This is a genomic window from Streptococcus sp. KHUD_011, from assembly GCF_046352925.1.
Taxonomy (GTDB): domain Bacteria; phylum Bacillota; class Bacilli; order Lactobacillales; family Streptococcaceae; genus Streptococcus.
Map to the genome: position 1 here is coordinate 1,044,267 of NZ_CP157578.1, position 18,100 is coordinate 1,062,366.

Here is an 18,100-nt window from a genome sequence, read left to right on the forward strand (position 1 = left end):
ATTAGACCAACTGCTAGTGATATAATAACATTAGGCAGTAGGTCTAATAGTTTTTATAATCAAGGAGGATTAATCATGAAGAAATTATTGAAGTTCTGGTAAGATGTTGTTTTAGTATAGAAATAAGTCTTGAAAAACTGGATTTGAAGAATTATTTTGATTAAACAATTTTTAGTTAGGGTTCTGTTAAGGAATTATAGTATTTAGAGTTACAAGTTTGAATATCGAAAAAGATATTCACTAGAACTGGGGTGGTTGTAATGAGTGTATTAGAGTTTATAAAACCTAGAAAAGATTCCGTATATACTCCATTGAATAGTATTAGGGTAAAGCTGACAGATAACTGTAATTGGAACTGCTGGTGGTGTCATAATGAAGGAACAGGTAGTAGGGAACAAAGATTAATAAAAAATATTGATTTTTTCAATGATAAATTTTTTAATGATTTTATTGATCTAACAGATTCCTTAAATATTACTGAGGTACATTTGACAGGTGGTGAGCCTAGTTTACATCCAGATATTGACTTAATTATTAAAAAATTGAAAGAATATAATTTTGTTGTTAAGATGACCTCAATTGGAGGTAAAAAGGAGGTTTTTGATAAGATAATATCTTCGGGAATAGATGGAATTAATTTTAGTTTACATGCGGTAGATACGGTTGAAATGTACAACACTCAAGTTAATCGTTCTAATAGATGGGTAGAGCAAAATCATCGGAAGTTAAAAGAACTAATAGAATATGTAAGTAGAAAAGGAGTTCCTGTAAAGATAAATACTGTTGTAGCCAGCTCTGAAGATTTCGGTAGAGCTTATGAAGTGATGAAGTGGGCTAGTAGCCGCAACATTGCCATAAGAATCTTAAACGAAGTTGAAAGCAATGAAAAATCTATTAGTGCGATTAGAAATTTTTTTGATTCGTTAAATGGTATTGAAATAAGTAGGAAATATATCAAAGGAAGTTCATCTGGAACTATTTTTTATAATGTTCCTAATATTGGTGAAGTGGGATTTAAAATACTGATTCCAAACTACTTGCACGATATGTGTAAATGTTGTAGAATTAGGGAAAAGGGCAGATGTGGTGAATATTTTTATGGAATACGATTAGAAAATTTGCTTGGTAATTACAATATTAGGCTTTGTGTCCATAAAACATCACCAGAAACTTACTATAGACTGAGTGAATTTAAAGAGACTTCAGCCTTTGAAGAATTGAGAGGTAAAATTAATGAATGAATTAGAAGTTAGATTTGAACTTAACGATGAGAGGGATTATAATAATGCTATTTCATATTTAGAAAAATCTTATAAATTTAAGTGTGAAAATAAGCAAGTTGATGAATATTTTAAAACAAAAGGAAGAGAATTTGAAAATGATGAGGTAGGTAGCTTTATTTACAGAATTCGTCAAGAAGCTGATGTTAAGGCATGTGTTTTCACAAGAAAAGATACGATAAAACAAGGAATGTGGAGTGAAAGTGAAATAGAGTTGGAATCTGAAAAACTAGAATTTGTAAGGAATATCTTGCAAGATGGTTTTTCAAATATTTTCACAATAAGTAAATATAGAAAGACTTATCATGACGTATTAGAAAATAAAACCATTAATCTAGATAAGATTGATGGTCTTGGATTTTATCTTGAAATAGAGATTTTAGGAGATTTTTCAAAAGAAGATTATAATAATTTTTATGAGAAAATGTGCGGAGAGTTCTCGTTTTTAAATTCAAAAATAGAAACAAAGGGCTATGTCCAATTAATGAGAGAAAAAAATGGACGTAATTGAAATTATCAAACAGTTTTATTTTTATGGTCAAGAAAATGGATTTCGAAAACTACAAGAAGGTAAAGTTGTTAGACCTAGAGGGTCAGAGACTATCTTTAATATGTCTGCTATTTCAGAGCATATTAGTTTGTTTGATATGCTATCTGAAACTGGCTGCGTGGAAAAATATGTAACAAAACAGCTATCATATTTTTCAAATAAATTAGATGGCGTCGGTATTAATAGATTGACTAATCCGATGGAGGTTGGCTTATCATTTCTAGTTAAGAATTGCAAAGAACCGGAAGAGATGATTTATCATGCTTTAGCTTTTTTGCAAAGCATTGGTTTATTTACACACCGTATATATGTACGATGTGATAAAGAATTAGAGTTTCGCAGATGGTACATAAAAACAGGAATACCATCTGAAAATATATATGAATGGAAAAATATTGAGAAATTTCATATAGGAAAACAGAGACCTACAGGTAATTACTCTTACTTATATTACAAGTATCTTAATGGTGTAGTTCCGTTCGGAACAATTGCAACTATATATAGAGATGGAAACTACCATTTTGATGTAGTTTTTTATGCAGAACGTTTAGCAATGATTCTAGAAGAAAAAGAATCAATCTGGGGAATTTCCGAAATTAATTTTTTGTTGCCAGTTGTGTCATCATTGCCTATTGATTTTTTAAATGTTAATAGATTCGTTTTACTTTTTAGAGTTTTGGTTTTATTAATTCATGGTGGGATAGGAGAAATTTCAAATAAAAAACAGGGGTATTTTTTAAAAAAAATTATACGTGAATTAGCTTTTTTATTAGATTCAAAAACTATCTCCAATTTATCAAAGAAAAAATTAGTTGACTTATCTTCTAATCTTGTTCACAGTTTAGGTTATACTGATTTGAACATTCAGCAGAAGAGACAACTTGAGGAAAGTATAGAAAAAATAAATTATTTCTCTATTGATATAGCAAAGAGATTGAATAAAGTTGAAAACATGCTTAGGAATCAAGAGGTTAATTCAATTGATTTCAGAAAACTAAAAGGAGAATACGGAATATTTCCTGAATGGATAGTAGCAAAATATTCTGATATTCTCAAGGATAGAGGTATTCATATAGAAATAAAAAAACGGAATTCTATTCGAAGTTTAGCCTTAGGAAACGATAATAGACTAGTAGATATTGATGAACTATTAGGAGAAAAAAATGTCTAAAATACTTGTTATTGGTGGTTTCTCTGAAATACACAGAGCACTTAAAAAAAATAATTGTAAGTTAACATTGGTTTGTGAATCTTCGAAGATAAAACCATATTTTAAAGATCTTTATGATGAAGTTCTTGCCTTTAACAGTTTTAAAAATGAAGTTCAAATTATTGAAACAGTAAGTAAGGCTGTTGAATATTTAGGAGACTATCAATCGATAATTTGTATGTTTGAAAATTTACAAGCATTAGCATACAAAATAGCTGAAAAAACAAAGATACCTTTTAATATCAATGAAACTCAAATGATGGTTATAAATAATAAGTATGCATTGAGAACTTACTTGAAAAATTCATTCTTTGATAACGTTAACTGTGAAATGATTGAGAATAGAGATGATGTGATAAGATTTGTCAACAAAAATGGCACATCAATCTTAAAACCGATAGATGGTACTGGAAGTCGAGCAATCTATAAAGTTGATTCATCAAACGTGAAGGAAATAGTGAATCAAGTAGAGATTTCAGATGAAACGTTTATAATTGAAAAATTTATTGAAGGTGAAGAATTTAGTATAGAGGCTATAAGCGTAAATAGTCAGCATCATATTTATGGTATAACAAAAAAATTAAAAAATCTCGAAACATTTGTTGAGATTGGCCATATTGTACCTGCTAATATTTCGACTGATTTAGAAGATATAATTAACAACTATATGGGGAAACTATTATCAATTTTGAAGGTTACAAATGGTCCAACTCATACAGAGATAATTATCACAAACAATCAAGAGATTCATGTTGTCGAAACTCACTTTAGATTAGGTGGAGGTATGATTTCGGAATTATATAGAAATATTAGTATAAACCATAATCCTATAGAGATAGCAGCCCTATCATCTGCCCAACTTTTAAATGATTTTGATAATTTTGTCTTTTCTTCTAAATTTGTAGCTATTTATTTTGAGGAATTTGAAGGTGAAGTAATTAAAACAGTTACTTTAGATGATCACTATATTGAAAATCATAAGGATATTATCGCTACTGAATTATATGTTAAAGCGGGGGATAAGAGGAGAGAAATAGGTAGCTCAAATAGGATTGGTCATGTGATAAAAACTTCAAACGATTACAATGAGTTAATCTCAGGTAGAGAAAAGACATTGAATTCCTGTATTGAAGTACTGTATGAATAGTCAATTTTGGAGGTGAAATATGTCTGTAGTGATTATTGATCGTGAAGGTAAGTCTAAACATAATTATTTAAAATGGTTAAATGATTTTGACCAAGAGGTATATATCTTGGGCTATCTCGAAACGATAAATAGTTTTTCTTATGATAAGGCTATAGGTTTTCCTGAATTTGAGACCAACGGAAATGTTGAGCAATTTATTTATGAATTAAATAAAATCGATCCTGTTACAAAAATTTTAGCTTTTGAAGAAGGTAGTATTATTCGAGCTGCTTGTATACGAAAAAATTTGGGAATAAAAGGTCAAACACTTGAAGAAGCACTATTGTTTAGAGATAAATATCTAATGCGGAAAAAACTTTCTAAAGAAGGTTTTAAAATTCCTAAATTTAGAAAAGTAGATCACTTTATGGATGTTGTGTCTTTCTGTGAACAATTTGGGTATCCTGTGATTTTGAAACCAAGAAAAAAATGGGCTTCAAAAGGTGTTATCAAAATTGAGAATAAAGATTCGTTGTCAGATGTTCTTTATAATATTTCGCTAGATGATTACTTGGTTGAAGAGTATGTGAGTGGACAGCTATATCATGTTGACGGATTTTTTAACGGTCAATCGATAGAGTTTTCTTGTTGTAGTATGTATATCAAAAATTGTTTAGAAGCATTTGAAGAGGGATTTGGTCTTGGTTCAATAATGCTTGATATTGACTCTAATGAAGACAAGTTATTAAAAAATTATACTGCAGAGATTTTTAAAAAATTTGAAGTTGATTATAATACGATTTTTCATGCAGAAATATTTATTGATAAATCTGGTAATCCAATACTCTGTGAGATTGGAAGTAGGCTTGTAGGGGGTGAATATACAAAAAATATTATTAAATCATTCTCAATTAATTTGGATGAATATTTGGTAAAAAGAGAGTTAGGCATTCCTTATAATATAGGCAACACTTCAAGTGTTAGGCTTTCTGGGAAAGTATGGATACCGGCACAAAAGGGATATGTGAAGTCTATTCCAATATTGGATTTGGATGGGATTATAGAGATACAAATTAAACAATATGAAAATGTTCGCTTTGCTGGATTACAGAAACAGATGGATTACTTATTAACTGTTAGCTTTTTTGGGAAGAATTTGGATGAACTTCTTCAAAAAGCAATGGATATAAAGAATTTTTATAGCAAGTCAATTGATTGGTCGGAAACTATTACTGATACATGGTTTACTACTTAGTAGTTAGAGTCCAATTTTTTATCTGCATAAGATTAAGAATATTACATTTTTAATAGATACGAGAGAATTTAGTTCAATTACTTGGTGAAGTTAGTTGGTAATACAGATATTTCATGATGGAGTTTTAAAAACTCCTATTTTTATAAAAATCAGATTCTATAAAAGTGGATAAATCAACATTTCCATCCTTAGAATTTTTGGGTTTTAAAGGCTCTTTTGAAGGAGTAATACTTTCAAAGTTATTTCATAGTTTCTTTCAACCATTATTTAAGGTGTCTTATAACACTAATAATGGTAATGATAGGTTGTAGATATACTTTTATTGTTAAACTATGATGAAATTAAATAGTGCCTTATACAAATTGTGGTAGCATTTAGACATTGCTAATGGAGGACCTGAAAAAGATAATATGAGGTAATATTAATGGAAAATAAAAAAACAAAGAATATAAGTTATCTTGTCATGAGTAAAGGGGTATCTAAAATCGGAGATATCATGTTTGACTTCGCTAATAATACCTTTCTGGCCGGACTAAATCCAACATCTTTATCGTTGGTTGCCATTTATCAATCATTAGAAAAGGTGATCGGGGTTCTATTCAATTTATTCGGTGGAGTCATTGCAGATAGTTTTAAGCGGAAAAAAATTATCATTGGAACAAATTTCTTATCTGGGATCGCTTGCATAGTTCTATCATTAATCTCTAAAGAACAATGGTTAGTTTATGCGATTGTTATCACAAATGTCATATTGGCTTTTATGAGCGCATTTTCAGGACCGTCCTACAAGGCTTTTACGAAAGAAGTCGTAAAAGAAGATAGTATTTCCAAACTAAATTCACTATTAGAAACAACGAGTACTGTAATAAAAGTAACGATTCCTATGGTAGCAATCTTCTTGTACAACATTCTAGGGGTACGGGGGGTGCTATTATTGGATGGATTATCCTTTCTAATGGCAGCTTTATTGATTTTATTTGTTACACCTGTGAATGAAGAAGTAGATACAAAGGAGGAAATGACAATAAATGGAGTCTTTAACGACTTAAAAGTAGGATTCAAGTATGTTTATAGCCATAAACCAATCTTTATTATTATCATTCTTTCTGCTTTGGTTAATTTTGTTCTAGCAGCCTATAATTTATTATTACCTTATAGTAGTCAAATGTTTGAAGGAATTTCAGATAGACTTTATGGAAGCTTTCTAACAGCGCAAGCAATTGGTGGTTTTTTGGGATCGATATTAAGTGGTTTTGTCAATAGATCTTTGTCAAGTAGACGTTTACTTCTCTTTTCAGCGTGTTCAGGCTTAATGTTAATGCTAACTGCACCGCTTTATTTTATATTCCATAACCTCATTATCCTAATTTTTTCTCCAGCGTTATTTAGTCTATTTCTTTCCATTTTTAATATCCAATTTTTCTCTATTGTTCAAAGAGATGTAGATAATGAGTTTCTTGGCAGAGTCTTTGGAATTATCTTTTCAGTAGCGATCCTTTTTATGCCACTAGGTACCGTTTTTTTCTCAGTAGTTTTAAATCCTAACAATACTTTTAATATTTTTATTATTGGTGTATCTATTACGGTATTATCGCTAATATTCAGCACGCTATTGAAGAGGTATGATAGAAGTTGATAGCTGATAAAAAATAGCTGATACAGAGAATTTAGAGCGCCTTTGGAATATATTTTTGGAAACATTTAATCAATCACAGTTGAATGTGAAGGGCAATCTGTTTTAGAAGAATACAATCAAGATACCATTATGCTATTACTTTAGTTCAGTTAAAATATTGAGAAGTATTACTTTTATTGAGAAAGCATCACAAAGGATTCCAATTAATTTTTAATGATTTTTCTAATCTAATTTTGTGGTTATTGACAAATAAAGTCTAGTTAATTGCTTTGGATCCATGGAGTGGTTTATATACATCTGTTAATGCAACGGATAATTTTATTGATAAGTAGGGGGTGGCTATTATTCAACCTTTAGGTTCTGAAAGTAAGAGATTCACATTAGAAATATCATGTTGACCATTTTTCAATTTGCTGGTTAGCAGTAATCTGAACATCATTAATTCCTTCCTTAACAAAATTATGCGACTTTTGTTACCGGATTACTGCTGATTTTTTAATAGCTTATAACATTTTTGTTTTTAGACGGTTAATAGATTTTGACCGTCTTTCTTAATATTGTCTTACCTATAATAGATATGCTTACGAGAAGTGTTTAATAAATTAATTTTAGTTCAAAATGTCCAGTTTGGACAGTTTGAAAGATTTCTTGGTTTTATATATTATACTTTTCTCAGGAGAAAGCTAGATGTACAGACGTTTGAGAGATTTGAGGGAAGATCACGATTTGACCCAAAAACAAATAGCTAAAATACTTTCGTTTACAAACTCAGCTTATGCTAAAATTGAACGGGGTGAGCATGCCTTGACGGCAGATGTATTGGTAACTCTCTCAAACTTTTACGATGTCAGTACAGACTATCTATTGGGATTGACAGATTTTCCTGATAAAATTCGCTTTAGAAAATAATCTCCTCAATTGCATAGAGTGTGAAAATGAGGAGATTTTTTATTTGTTCTTTGACAATTGAATAGTCCAAAATGGTACTTTCCTCATTTGTGGAGCAGATTTGAATGGCTCGCCATGATAAGAGCGATTTTAAAACCATCAATAAAATAGAGCGATACTTTATATGCCATGATACAAATGATATACAATGATACTTCTGACCGTTCAGGCTGCCACCGTAAAAGAGCAGCAAGTGAAATTCTTATGATGACTTCATCAGTCATGCCATGGAGGTAAAAATATTTTTTAGGAAGGATGATGTCATGAATATAAAATATATATCTGTCGAAAATTCCATTGCAGAATGGGCCGATAAAAAAGGAATTCTAAAAAGATGGGATGGTTTAAATCAATATACATTGAACAGATGGATTAAAGAAATGCGAGAAAACAGAACATTTTCCACGTATGTAATTAACCCAACCCATAAACTTGTTTTCATTAATCTAGAAGGATTTGAAAGTTTCTTAAGATGGAAGCAAAAGCGGACAAAATAAGGAAGTCATGGTATAATATAGGATAGTTATTTATTCTATACAACAATGATTTATTTCTTTTTAAGAGTTAAGAGGAATTAAATTATGTATTATGTAACTAAAACAAATTCAAAAGGGCAACCCTTATATCAAGTGGTTGAAAAGTACAAAGATCCACTAACAGGAAAGTGGAAATCAGTAACTGTAAGTTATACTAAGAATACTAGTAGGGCGAGGAAACAAGCTGAAAGAGAGGTTCTTGATAAAATAGATAGACTAACTACTTCATTTGAAAGTCAGTATAGTCCTGAACTGATTACAACATTTGGAGAGTTAAAAGAAAATTGGTTTCAGACTTGGTGTGTCTCTGTTAAACCACAAACAATTCAGAGAGAACTACTGGTTATGAAGCGTCTTGGGAAAATTATAGGAGATGATTTTTTGTTAGACAGGATTACTCCACTTCTGATGAAAAATAGTCTCAATAAATATTTAGAAATGTATGATGCATCGCCTTCAACAATGACTCATATAAAAAGTACTTGTAATAAGATTTTTAATCATGGTGTGTTATATAATGTCATTAAGTTTTCTCCAATGACTGCGGTAAAACTAGATATTTCACTAGAGAAAAGGCGTAAAGCAAAAGAAAGACATGATTCTAAATTTCTAGAAATCCATGAATTACATGCATTTTTTGATGTGTTACGCCAATGCAGAAATGCAAACTATTATGATCTTGCTATAGTATTGTTGCTTACAGGTATTCGAATTAGTGAAGCAGCATTTTTACCATCAGATATTGATTTTGAAAAAGGAATCTTGCATATTGATAAAGCACTTCAATATCATTGTTTAAAAGTTAAACAATTTCATTTTGATACAACTAAAACACTCAATTCAATTAGAGAAGTAGCTTTGCCTGAAGCTGCAAGCGAAGCTATTAAAAGGACAATACAGAGAAATAAAGAGTTTGATGCTTATATGAAGAAACATCCCTGTCCTGCTTTTACACATTCTGAAAGTGTATTTAGAACAGAATACGGCTCTCCAATAACATCAAGCACTTTTCGTCAAATTTTGAAACGAATAGAAGGAAAATTATTGACAAATTGTTTAAGTGACTATGGTTTTAAGTGGGTAAAACATGTTACTCCCCATTCGTTTAGGCATATGCATATTAGTTACCTTCAAAGCAATGAGATGCACATAGCAGTGAAAGATATTATGACTAGAGTAGGACATGCTAACTTTGAGACAACAATGGGCTATACACATAATATAAATCGTTCACAAGAAAATACTGTAAAAGCCTTAAATCAATTTGTAGAAAATCACAATTTCCATTTTGAAGAATTGAAAAGTTATACCTGTAAATATTCCAGAATGATTGAAAAATTCATTGAAACTAGTGATAATAGCAATAAAGTAGAATTAAGTGTTGATGAGTTCAAAGACTTGTTACATCTTAGTCCACGTTACTCGCCTAAAAATATTGTTTCAAATTTACTATTAAAAATCAAAAAAGATATTGTCAAATACCACCCACAGTTTGATATAAAGATTGTGAAATCAAGCGAGAATCAAATCAGAGGTTTTTCCATTGCATGGTAGTTTTGGTGTTCGCTTGGTGTTTAGACAATAGTAAAATAAAATAGGGGCTCTAAACCCTTGCTATGAAAGGAAAAAAACTCAATGGCTACTATTCAATGGTTTCCTGGTCACATGTCTAAAGCGCGTCGACAGGTTCAGGAAAATTTAAAATTTGTTGATTTTGTGACGATTTTGGTTGATGCACGCTTACCTCTGTCTAGTCAAAATCCTATGTTGACTAAGATTGTTGGTGACAAACCAAAACTCTTGATTTTAAACAAGGCGGACTTGGCCGACCCAGCAATGACCAAGGAATGGCGTCAATATTTTGAATCACAAGGAATCCAGACGTTAGCTATCAACTCCAAAGAGCAAGTGACTGTAAAAGTTGTAACAGATGCGGCCAAAAAACTCATGGCTGATAAGATTGCTCGCCAGAGAGAACGTGGGATTAAAATTGAAACCTTGCGTACCATGATTATCGGGATTCCAAATGCTGGTAAATCCACTCTGATGAACCGTTTGGCTGGTAAAAAAATTGCCGTTGTCGGCAATAAACCAGGTGTGACCAAGGGACAACAATGGCTCAAAACCAATAAAGACCTTGAAATCCTAGACACACCAGGGATTCTCTGGCCTAAGTTTGAGGATGAAACTGTTGCGCTTAAGTTGGCCTTGACTGGAGCTATTAAAGACCAGTTGCTTCCTATGGATGAGGTAACTATTTTTGGTCTCAATTATTTTAAAGAACATTATCCAGAAAAGTTGGCTGAACGCTTTAAACAAATGAAAATTGAAGAAGAAGCGCCTGTTATTATTATGGATATGACCCGTGCCCTCGGTTTCCGTGATGACTATGACCGTTTCTACAGTCTCTTCGTGAAGGAAGTCCGCGACGGCAAACTCGGTAACTATACCTTAGATACATTGGAAGACCTCGATGGTGACGATTAAAGAAATCAAAAAACTCCTTGCTACTGTCAAGGACTTAGATAACCCTATTTTTTTAGAACTCGAGCAGGATAATCGTTCTGGAGTTCTAAAGGAAATAAGCAAGCGTAAAAAAGCCATTCAGGCAGAATTGGATGAGGATCTTCGTTTGGAATCCATGCTTTCCTATGAAAAAGAACTTTATAAGCAAGGATTGACCTTAATTGCAGGTGTTGATGAGGTTGGTCGTGGTCCTCTTGCTGGTCCTGTAGTCGCTGCAGCTGTTATTTTACCTCAAAATTGTAAGATTAGAGGCCTCAACGACAGCAAGAAAATTCCTAAAAAGAAACATCTAGAAATTTATCAAGCCGTTCAAGATCAAGCATTATCAATCGGCATTGGTATCATGGATAATAGAGTCATCGACCAAGTCAATATCTATGAAGCAACCAAACTGGCCATGAAGGAAGCAATCTCCCAGCTCAGTCCTCAACCTGAGCACCTTTTGATAGATGCCATGAAACTGGATTTACCAATTTCACAAACATCTATCATCAAAGGAGATGCCAATTCCCTCTCGATCGCAGCAGCATCTATAGTAGCTAAGGTGACACGTGATGAATTGATGAAGGAATACGACCAGCAATTTCCTGGCTATGATTTCGCTGCTAATGCAGGATATGGAACAGCTAAACACCTGGAAGGACTCGAAAAACTAGGAGTTACCCCAATTCACCGAACCAGCTTTGAACCCGTTAAATCACTGGTTGCAGGTAAAAAAGAAAGTTAAGTTAGAAGGAATGATTATGGAGGAACAGTCAGAAACACTCAGCTCCAAGAAAGAATTTGCCTTTGCCTCAAGCACCATATTATCCCAAGTTGGACGAGGAATCATTGTTGGTCTCGTTGTTGGAATTATAGTTGGATCCTTTCGTTTCTTAATCGAAAAAGGCTTCCACCTGATACAAGGACTTTATCAAGATCAAGCGCATCTAGTGCGCAATCTTTTTATCATTGCTCTATTTTATTTAATAGTTTGTTGGCTCAGTGCGAAATTAACTCGATCAGAAAAAGATATCAAAGGCTCAGGAATTCCTCAAGTCGAAGCCGAACTGAAAGGCCTCATGACCCTCAACTGGTGGGGCGTTCTTTGGAAAAAATATATCCTAGGAATTCTTGCTATTGCAAGTGGCCTTATGCTGGGGCGTGAAGGACCCAGTATTCAACTTGGAGCGGTTGGTGGTAAAGGAATTGCCAAATGGCTCAAATCCAGTCCAGTAGAGGAACGCTCCCTGATTGCCAGTGGTGCTGCAGCAGGATTAGCCGCTGCCTTTAATGCACCAATAGCAGGCCTCCTCTTTGTAGTAGAAGAAGTTTATCACCATTTTTCACGCTTTTTCTGGGTATCTACTCTAGCAGCTAGTCTCGTAGCAAACTTTGTCTCTCTGCTCATATTTGGTCTAACACCCGTACTGGATATGCCAGACAACATCCCACTCATGACCCTAGACCAGTATTGGATTTACCTCCTCATGGGAATTTTTCTAGGACTTTCTGGTTTTATCTATGAGAAAGCTGTACTCAATGTCGGTAGAGTTTATGACTGGATAGGTCAAAAAATCCGTTTGGATAGAGCTTATTACCCAATTCTTGCCTTCATTCTCATCCTACCAGTCGGAATCTTCTTACCTCAAATCCTTGGTGGTGGAAATCAGCTGGTTCTTTCCTTAACTGAGCAAGATTTTAGTTTCCAAGTTCTATTAGTTTACTTTTTGATTCGCTTTATTTGGAGTATGATTAGCTATGGAAGTGGCCTGCCAGGAGGAATTTTCCTACCCATTTTGGCACTTGGCTCCTTACTTGGAGCCCTAGTTGGTGTTATTTGTGTCAATCTTGGACTTGTCAGTCAAGAGCAATTCCCTATATTTGTCATTCTAGGAATGAGTGGTTATTTTGGAGCAATATCCAAGGCTCCCTTAACTGCTATGATACTCGTAACTGAGATGGTAGGAGATATTCGCAACCTCATGCCACTTGGCTTAGTAACCCTAGTTGCCTACATCATCATGGATCTGCTCAAAGGTGCGCCAGTCTATGAGGCTATGTTGGAAAAAATGCTGCCTGAAGAAGCGTCAGATGAAGGAGAAGTCACACTTATTGAAATTCCTGTTTCAGATAAAATAGCAGGAAAACAAGTACACGAACTCAACTTGCCACATAACGTACTCATCACCACCCAAGTACATAATGGTAAGAGCCAAACAGTTAACGGTTCAACTAGAATGTATCTCGGAGATATGATTCACCTAGTTATTCCAAAAAGTGAAATTGGGAAAGTCAAAGATTTGTTGTTGTAGAAGTTTTTACATAATTTATGTTATGTAAAAATAAATTTCTTAATTAAATATATTAGAAAACCGATTCTCAGCAATGAGATCGGTTATTTTTTACAGATAAGATATTTCACATACAAATAATTGAGCTTTGGTAAAAATAAGACTATAATTAAGTTAGAAATGATAAAGCTAGAAAGGAGTTTACTGTATAAAATCTGTACAGTAAGATTAAAATCATGAAAAAGAAAACAATAGCAATTATACAATGTATTTTGTATCCCATAGCTCCTTACACAGCTCTTCAGTTAAGTAGAATGAACAGAAGTATCGTTACTGATAATCTCTTTTTTATTTTCCTTATTCTGTTGACTATTTCATTCTGGTTTAGTATTTGGAAACTAGAAAAAGCACTAGATAATGATTCACAATGAAACTGCAAAGATTTAAATCCATTTTACGCAAAAACTGGAAAATTTTGTACTTTTTCCTAAACAGTGGATAAGCCCTTGATACAACTGGGTTTAAGACGTAAAGTACACTCTCTAAAAATTGTACTTTAAAACCTTGATTTAACAATGTTTTGAATTTTAGCAAGAGTCGTTTTCATTAGGATGTACAATTGGAAAAATTTTTAGTTTTCACTTTTATAAAGTACAAAATCAGCTGATTTTTTAAAATAAAAATTTTTAGTTATAATCGCGATCTAAGTCTTTTTATCACTTTTAAAAAAACTCCTATAACATCTTTCCGAAAAACTATAATTTTCTTGAAAAATAAATAAGTCTATGCTATACTACTAGTAGACTTATTTATGGAGAAAATACATGAAACGTGAGATTTTACTGGAACGAATCGACAAACTAAAACAAATCATGCCCTGGTATGTTCTTGAATACTACCAATCTAAGCTGGCTGTACCTTACAGTTTTACAACCTTGTACGAATACCTCAAGGAATATGATCGATTTTTCAGCTGGGTTTTAGAGTCTGGTATCTCAAACGCCGATAGAATATCTGATATTTCTTTATCTGTCTTGGAAAATATGTCTAAGAAAGACATGGAATCTTTTATTCTTTACCTACGTGAACGCCCTTTGCTGAATGCTAATACAACCAAGCAAGGAGTTTCTCAGACAACTATCAATCGAACCTTGTCAGCTCTCTCCAGTCTTTATAAGTATCTAACCGAGGAAGTCGAAAACGATCAGGGGGAACCTTATTTTTATCGTAATGTAATGAAAAAAGTTTCAACCAAAAAAAAGAAAGAAACACTTGCTGCCAGAGCTGAAAACATCAAACAAAAGCTCTTTCTAGGTGATGAAACAGAAGGTTTTCTAACTTATATCGACCAAGATTACCCACAACAGCTCTCAAATCGCGCCCTATCTTCATTTAATAAAAATAAAGAACGTGATTTGGCCATTATTGCTCTTCTCTTGGCGTCCGGTGTTCGCTTGTCTGAAGCAGTTAATCTAGATATAAGGGATCTCAATCTCAAAATGATGGTTATTGATGTCACTCGAAAAGGGGGCAAACGTGACTCGGTCAATGTCGCTGCCTTTGCAAAACCTTATCTAGAGAATTATCTAGCCATTCGAAATCAACGCTATAAGACAGAAAAAACAGATACAGCCCTTTTTTTGACTCTCTACAGAGGTGTTCCTAATCGTATCGATGCTTCCAGCGTTGAGAAAATGGTTGCTAAGTACTCTGAGGACTTCAAAGTCCGTGTAACACCCCATAAACTACGCCATACGCTAGCAACCAGGCTCTATGATGCCACTAAATCGCAAGTTTTGGTCAGTCATCAGCTAGGACATGCCAGTACACAAGTCACTGACCTCTATACCCATATCGTCAACGATGAACAAAAAAATGCTCTAGATAGTTTATGATTTTACGTATTTTAAATTATGTAAATACATATCAAAAAAAGAAGCTGGTCCTACAACCAACTTCTTTTTGATTTATCCAACTACCGCTTCAGCGATTTCTTCACGGCTAATACCAGCAAAGTAGCGTGTGATATCAATGGTTTCTAGCGCTTTGAGGACATCTTCGCGTTCATATTTTACCCCACGAAGGACATCTTCTACTGCAGCAACGTCTTCAATACCAAAGAAGTCACCATAAATCTTGATGTCTTGGATTTTTGATTCAGTAACGTTAGCAAAGACTTCAACCTTACCACTGGTGAATTTTGTCCCACGACGGACGTTAAATTCAGGTGATTTACCATAGTTCCAGTCCCAAGTACCAAACTTAGTATCCTTGATGTGATTGATTTCAGCTAATTCTTCCTCAGAAAAAACGTATTCTGTCATCTCTGGATACTCTTTTTTCATGTATTCCAAGAGTAAGTCACGGAATTCTTCGACTGTGATTTTTTCTGGTAGTTCATTGACAATATTGGTTACACGAGCACGGACGGATTTCACACCTTTTGATTCAAATTTATCTTTTGAAACCTTGAGGGCGTTAGCAAGGACTGACAAATCAACGTCAAAGAGCAAGCAACCGTGGTGCATGATACGACCGTTGATATAGGCTTGGGCATTGCCACAGAATTTCTTGCCGTCAATTTCTAAGTCATTACGACCTGTGAACTCAGCTTTAACCCCAAGTTGAGCCAAAGTATTGATAACTGGAGTTGAGAAGCTCTTAAAGTCAAAAGCCTTGTTTTCATCTTCTTTTGAGATAATCGTGTAGTTGAGATTGTTTAAATCGTGGTAAACAGCTCCACCACCACTGATACGGCGGACCACCTCAATACCATTTTCTCGAACATAATCACGGTTGATTTCTTCGATGGTATTCTGGTGACGACCAACAATGATAGATGGTTTGTTAATCCAAAGTAGGAAGATTTGATCCTCATCCAAAAGGTGTTTAAAGGCGTATTCTTCCAAGGCAATATTAAAGGCAGTGTCGTTTGAATGATTGATAATATATTTCATGATATCCCTTTATACGATAGAGACTGGAAAGATATTTTCCAGTCTATTCTATCTTCGTTTTATTTTTTCTTAGGTGAATGGATGGCCATTCCTAAAACATCCGCAAATGCTTCGTACATCACTTCAGAGTAAGTTGGATGTCCGTGGATAGTTTTCAGCATTTCTTCAACAGTAATTTCCATTTCGATAATGCTTGACGCTTCATTGATCAATTCTGCAGCTGCAGGACCGATGATATGAACACCAAGGATTTCTCCATATTTCTTATCAGCAATAACTTTAACGAAACCTTGAGCAGCATCAGAAGCAATGGCACGACCGTTAGCAGCAAAGTTGAACTTACCGATAGCGACATCGTATTTCTCACGTGCTTGTTCTTCAGTCAAGCCTACTGCTGCTACTTCAGGAAGAGTGTAGATGGCTGCAGGAGTCAAGTTCAGTTTGGCAACAGCATGATTTCCTTTAAGGGCATTTTCAGCAGCAACTTCACCCATACGGAAGGCTGCGTGCGCCAACATCTTAGTTCCGTTGATGTCACCTGGTGCGTAAATTCCTGGAACAGAAGTTTCCATGTATTCGTTGACCTTGATGCGTCCACGGTCCAGTTCAAACTCAACATCGCCAATACCTTCAAGGTCTGGTACACGACCGATTGAAAGAAGCGCTTTATTTGCGATGATATCATCTTTTCCTTCAACCTTGATACGAAGTTGACCATTTTCCTCGATGATTTCTTGCAGTTTAGTACCAGTCAAGATGGTCATTCCTTTACGCTCAAGGATCAAGCGAAGGTTCTTAGACACTTCTGCATCCATAGCTGGCACGATACGGTCCATCATTTCGATAACAGTTACTTTTGAACCAAATGTCATAAAGGCCTGACCGAGTTCGATACCGACAACTCCACCACCGATGATGACAAGGCTTTCTGGCACTTCGTTCATTTCAAGAATGTCGTCACTTGTCATCACGAGTGGAGATTCCATACCAGGGACGTTGATCTTGCTGACTTTTGAACCACCGGCAAGGATGATTTTCTTGGTTTCAAGTAATTCAGAACCATTTACCAAGACGTTCTTGTCTTTAGTAATGGTACCAATACCTTTATGCACAGTAACTCCGTAGCTACGAAGAAGTCCTGCAACACCACCAACAAGAGTATTAACAACTTTAGATTTAGTTTCTAAAAGTTTGTCCATATCAACAGTGAAGTTAGGATTTTCAATCACAATACCACGATTTGCAGCATGACCGATATTTTCAATAATTTCAGCGTTATGAAGGTAGGTTTTGGTTGGGATACAACCACGGTTTAAGCAGGTTCCGCCGAGTTCAGATTTCTCAACTAGAGCAACCTTACCACCGAGTTGGGCAGCTTTAATGGCTGCAACATAACCAGCAGGACCTCCACCAATCACAACGATATCAAAAGCATCATCGCTCTTACCATCATCGTTTGAGGCACTTGCTGCAGGTGCTGGGCTAGCTTCTGGCGCTGCTGCCCCAGCTGTTGGGATATTTTCCCCTTCTTCGCCAAGGTAACCGATAACTTCCGTTACAGGGACAGTTTCGCCATCTCCTTTGAGAATGGCAATCAAGTACCCATCTTCTTCGGCTTCCAATTCCATGCTGACTTTGTCAGTCATGATTTCCAAAAGGATTTCTCCTTCTTTTACAAATTCTCCGACTTTTTTATTCCATTGGACGATTTGTCCTTCTGTCATATCCACGCCGGCTTTTGGCATAATTACTTCTAAGGCCATGTCTTCCTTCCTTTATCTATATCTTTAAAATGAATACTCT

General features: G+C 34.4%; 15 protein-coding genes. 13 read left to right on the plus strand and 2 right to left on the minus strand.

Annotation, left to right across the window (positions count from 1 at the left end; translation table 11 throughout):
- Positions 1 to 260 precede the first annotated feature (260 nt).
- From ABKJ27_RS04830 to xerS, 13 genes are all read left to right on the plus strand, one after another.
- A complete protein-coding gene (locus ABKJ27_RS04830; RefSeq protein ID WP_000114485.1) occupies positions 261 to 1,241 on the plus strand; it encodes a radical SAM protein in 981 nt (326 codons plus the stop codon).
- Positions 1,234 to 1,791, plus strand: a complete 558-nt coding sequence (locus tag ABKJ27_RS04835) for a CYTH domain-containing protein (protein WP_410011438.1) — start codon at positions 1,234 to 1,236, stop codon at positions 1,789 to 1,791. The genes ABKJ27_RS04830 and ABKJ27_RS04835 overlap by 8 nt, the downstream gene beginning before the upstream one ends.
- Positions 1,778 to 3,001, plus strand: coding sequence for a hypothetical protein (locus ABKJ27_RS04840; protein WP_314414889.1), 1,224 nt, complete (start codon positions 1,778 to 1,780; stop codon positions 2,999 to 3,001). Before ABKJ27_RS04835 ends, ABKJ27_RS04840 begins: the two co-directional genes overlap by 14 nt.
- Complete coding sequence (locus ABKJ27_RS04845) at positions 2,994 to 4,187, plus strand: ATP-grasp domain-containing protein (protein WP_075228606.1); 1,194 nt, start codon at positions 2,994 to 2,996, stop codon at positions 4,185 to 4,187. Before ABKJ27_RS04840 ends, ABKJ27_RS04845 begins: the two co-directional genes overlap by 8 nt.
- A gap of 19 nt (positions 4,188 to 4,206) precedes the next feature.
- The gene (locus tag ABKJ27_RS04850) at positions 4,207 to 5,421 is read left to right on the plus strand and encodes an ATP-grasp domain-containing protein (RefSeq protein ID WP_410011439.1); all 1,215 of its coding nucleotides are present in this window, start codon (positions 4,207 to 4,209) and stop codon (positions 5,419 to 5,421) included.
- Between the two features lie 424 nt (positions 5,422 to 5,845).
- Positions 5,846 to 7,057, plus strand: a complete 1,212-nt coding sequence (locus tag ABKJ27_RS04855; RefSeq protein ID WP_075228604.1) for an MFS transporter — start codon at positions 5,846 to 5,848, stop codon at positions 7,055 to 7,057.
- A 687-nt stretch (positions 7,058 to 7,744) separates the two neighbouring features.
- Entirely contained in the window at positions 7,745 to 7,966 is a 222-nt protein-coding gene (locus ABKJ27_RS04860; RefSeq protein WP_000286248.1) for a helix-turn-helix domain-containing protein, read from the plus strand.
- A 302-nt stretch (positions 7,967 to 8,268) separates the two neighbouring features.
- A complete protein-coding gene (locus ABKJ27_RS04865) occupies positions 8,269 to 8,502 on the plus strand; it encodes a DNA-binding protein (protein WP_075228603.1) in 234 nt (77 codons plus the stop codon).
- Positions 8,503 to 8,586: 84 nt separating this feature from the next.
- Positions 8,587 to 10,095, plus strand: a complete 1,509-nt coding sequence (locus ABKJ27_RS04870) for a tyrosine-type recombinase/integrase (RefSeq protein WP_088777677.1) — start codon at positions 8,587 to 8,589, stop codon at positions 10,093 to 10,095.
- An 81-nt stretch (positions 10,096 to 10,176) separates the two neighbouring features.
- On the plus strand, positions 10,177 to 11,028 hold the full coding sequence (gene ylqF, locus ABKJ27_RS04875; protein ID WP_000201324.1) for a ribosome biogenesis GTPase YlqF: 852 nt from the start codon (positions 10,177 to 10,179) through the stop codon (positions 11,026 to 11,028).
- Positions 11,015 to 11,794 (plus strand): ribonuclease HII, encoded by a 780-nt coding sequence (locus tag ABKJ27_RS04880; RefSeq protein ID WP_410011440.1) that lies wholly within the window; start codon positions 11,015 to 11,017, stop codon positions 11,792 to 11,794. Before ylqF ends, ABKJ27_RS04880 begins: the two co-directional genes overlap by 14 nt.
- A gap of 16 nt (positions 11,795 to 11,810) precedes the next feature.
- Positions 11,811 to 13,361, plus strand: a complete 1,551-nt coding sequence (locus ABKJ27_RS04885) for a ClC family H(+)/Cl(-) exchange transporter (protein ID WP_410011441.1) — start codon at positions 11,811 to 11,813, stop codon at positions 13,359 to 13,361.
- A gap of 803 nt (positions 13,362 to 14,164) precedes the next feature.
- Positions 14,165 to 15,235, plus strand: coding sequence for a tyrosine recombinase XerS (gene xerS, locus ABKJ27_RS04890; RefSeq protein ID WP_020903340.1), 1,071 nt, complete (start codon positions 14,165 to 14,167; stop codon positions 15,233 to 15,235).
- Positions 15,236 to 15,307: 72 nt separating this feature from the next.
- On the opposite strand, the gene ABKJ27_RS04895 is transcribed toward xerS, so the two are convergent.
- Both ABKJ27_RS04895 and lpdA read right to left on the minus strand, forming a co-directional pair.
- On the minus strand, positions 15,308 to 16,297 hold the full coding sequence (locus tag ABKJ27_RS04895; protein WP_020903339.1) for a lipoate--protein ligase: 990 nt from the start codon (positions 16,295 to 16,297) through the stop codon (positions 15,308 to 15,310).
- Between the two features lie 59 nt (positions 16,298 to 16,356).
- Positions 16,357 to 18,060 (minus strand): dihydrolipoyl dehydrogenase, encoded by a 1,704-nt coding sequence (gene lpdA / locus ABKJ27_RS04900; protein ID WP_261033808.1) that lies wholly within the window; start codon positions 18,058 to 18,060, stop codon positions 16,357 to 16,359.
- Positions 18,061 to 18,100 lie beyond the last annotated feature (40 nt).

Excerpts from the sequence above, each read along its gene's own strand:
- ABKJ27_RS04850 (WP_410011439.1), top strand. The coding sequence starts at position 4,207 with ATGTCTGTAGTGATTATTGATCGTGAAGGTAAGTCTAAACATAATTAT.
- ylqF (WP_000201324.1), top strand. The coding sequence starts at position 10,177 with ATGGCTACTATTCAATGGTTTCCTGGTCACATGTCTAAAGCGCGTCGA.
- ABKJ27_RS04855 (WP_075228604.1), top strand. The coding sequence starts at position 5,846 with ATGGAAAATAAAAAAACAAAGAATATAAGTTATCTTGTCATGAGTAAA.
- ABKJ27_RS04870 (WP_088777677.1), top strand. The coding sequence starts at position 8,587 with ATGTATTATGTAACTAAAACAAATTCAAAAGGGCAACCCTTATATCAA.
- xerS (WP_020903340.1), top strand. The coding sequence starts at position 14,165 with ATGAAACGTGAGATTTTACTGGAACGAATCGACAAACTAAAACAAATC.
- ABKJ27_RS04830 (WP_000114485.1), top strand. The coding sequence starts at position 261 with ATGAGTGTATTAGAGTTTATAAAACCTAGAAAAGATTCCGTATATACT.
- ABKJ27_RS04880 (WP_410011440.1), top strand. The coding sequence starts at position 11,015 with ATGGTGACGATTAAAGAAATCAAAAAACTCCTTGCTACTGTCAAGGAC.
- ABKJ27_RS04860 (WP_000286248.1), top strand. The coding sequence starts at position 7,745 with ATGTACAGACGTTTGAGAGATTTGAGGGAAGATCACGATTTGACCCAA.
- ABKJ27_RS04835 (WP_410011438.1), top strand. The coding sequence starts at position 1,234 with ATGAATGAATTAGAAGTTAGATTTGAACTTAACGATGAGAGGGATTAT.
- ABKJ27_RS04845 (WP_075228606.1), top strand. The coding sequence starts at position 2,994 with ATGTCTAAAATACTTGTTATTGGTGGTTTCTCTGAAATACACAGAGCA.
- ABKJ27_RS04895 (WP_020903339.1), bottom strand. The coding sequence starts at position 16,297 with ATGAAATATATTATCAATCATTCAAACGACACTGCCTTTAATATTGCC.
- ABKJ27_RS04840 (WP_314414889.1), top strand. The coding sequence starts at position 1,778 with ATGGACGTAATTGAAATTATCAAACAGTTTTATTTTTATGGTCAAGAA.
- ABKJ27_RS04885 (WP_410011441.1), top strand. The coding sequence starts at position 11,811 with ATGGAGGAACAGTCAGAAACACTCAGCTCCAAGAAAGAATTTGCCTTT.
- ABKJ27_RS04865 (WP_075228603.1), top strand. The coding sequence starts at position 8,269 with ATGAATATAAAATATATATCTGTCGAAAATTCCATTGCAGAATGGGCC.
- lpdA (WP_261033808.1), bottom strand. The coding sequence starts at position 18,060 with ATGGCCTTAGAAGTAATTATGCCAAAAGCCGGCGTGGATATGACAGAA.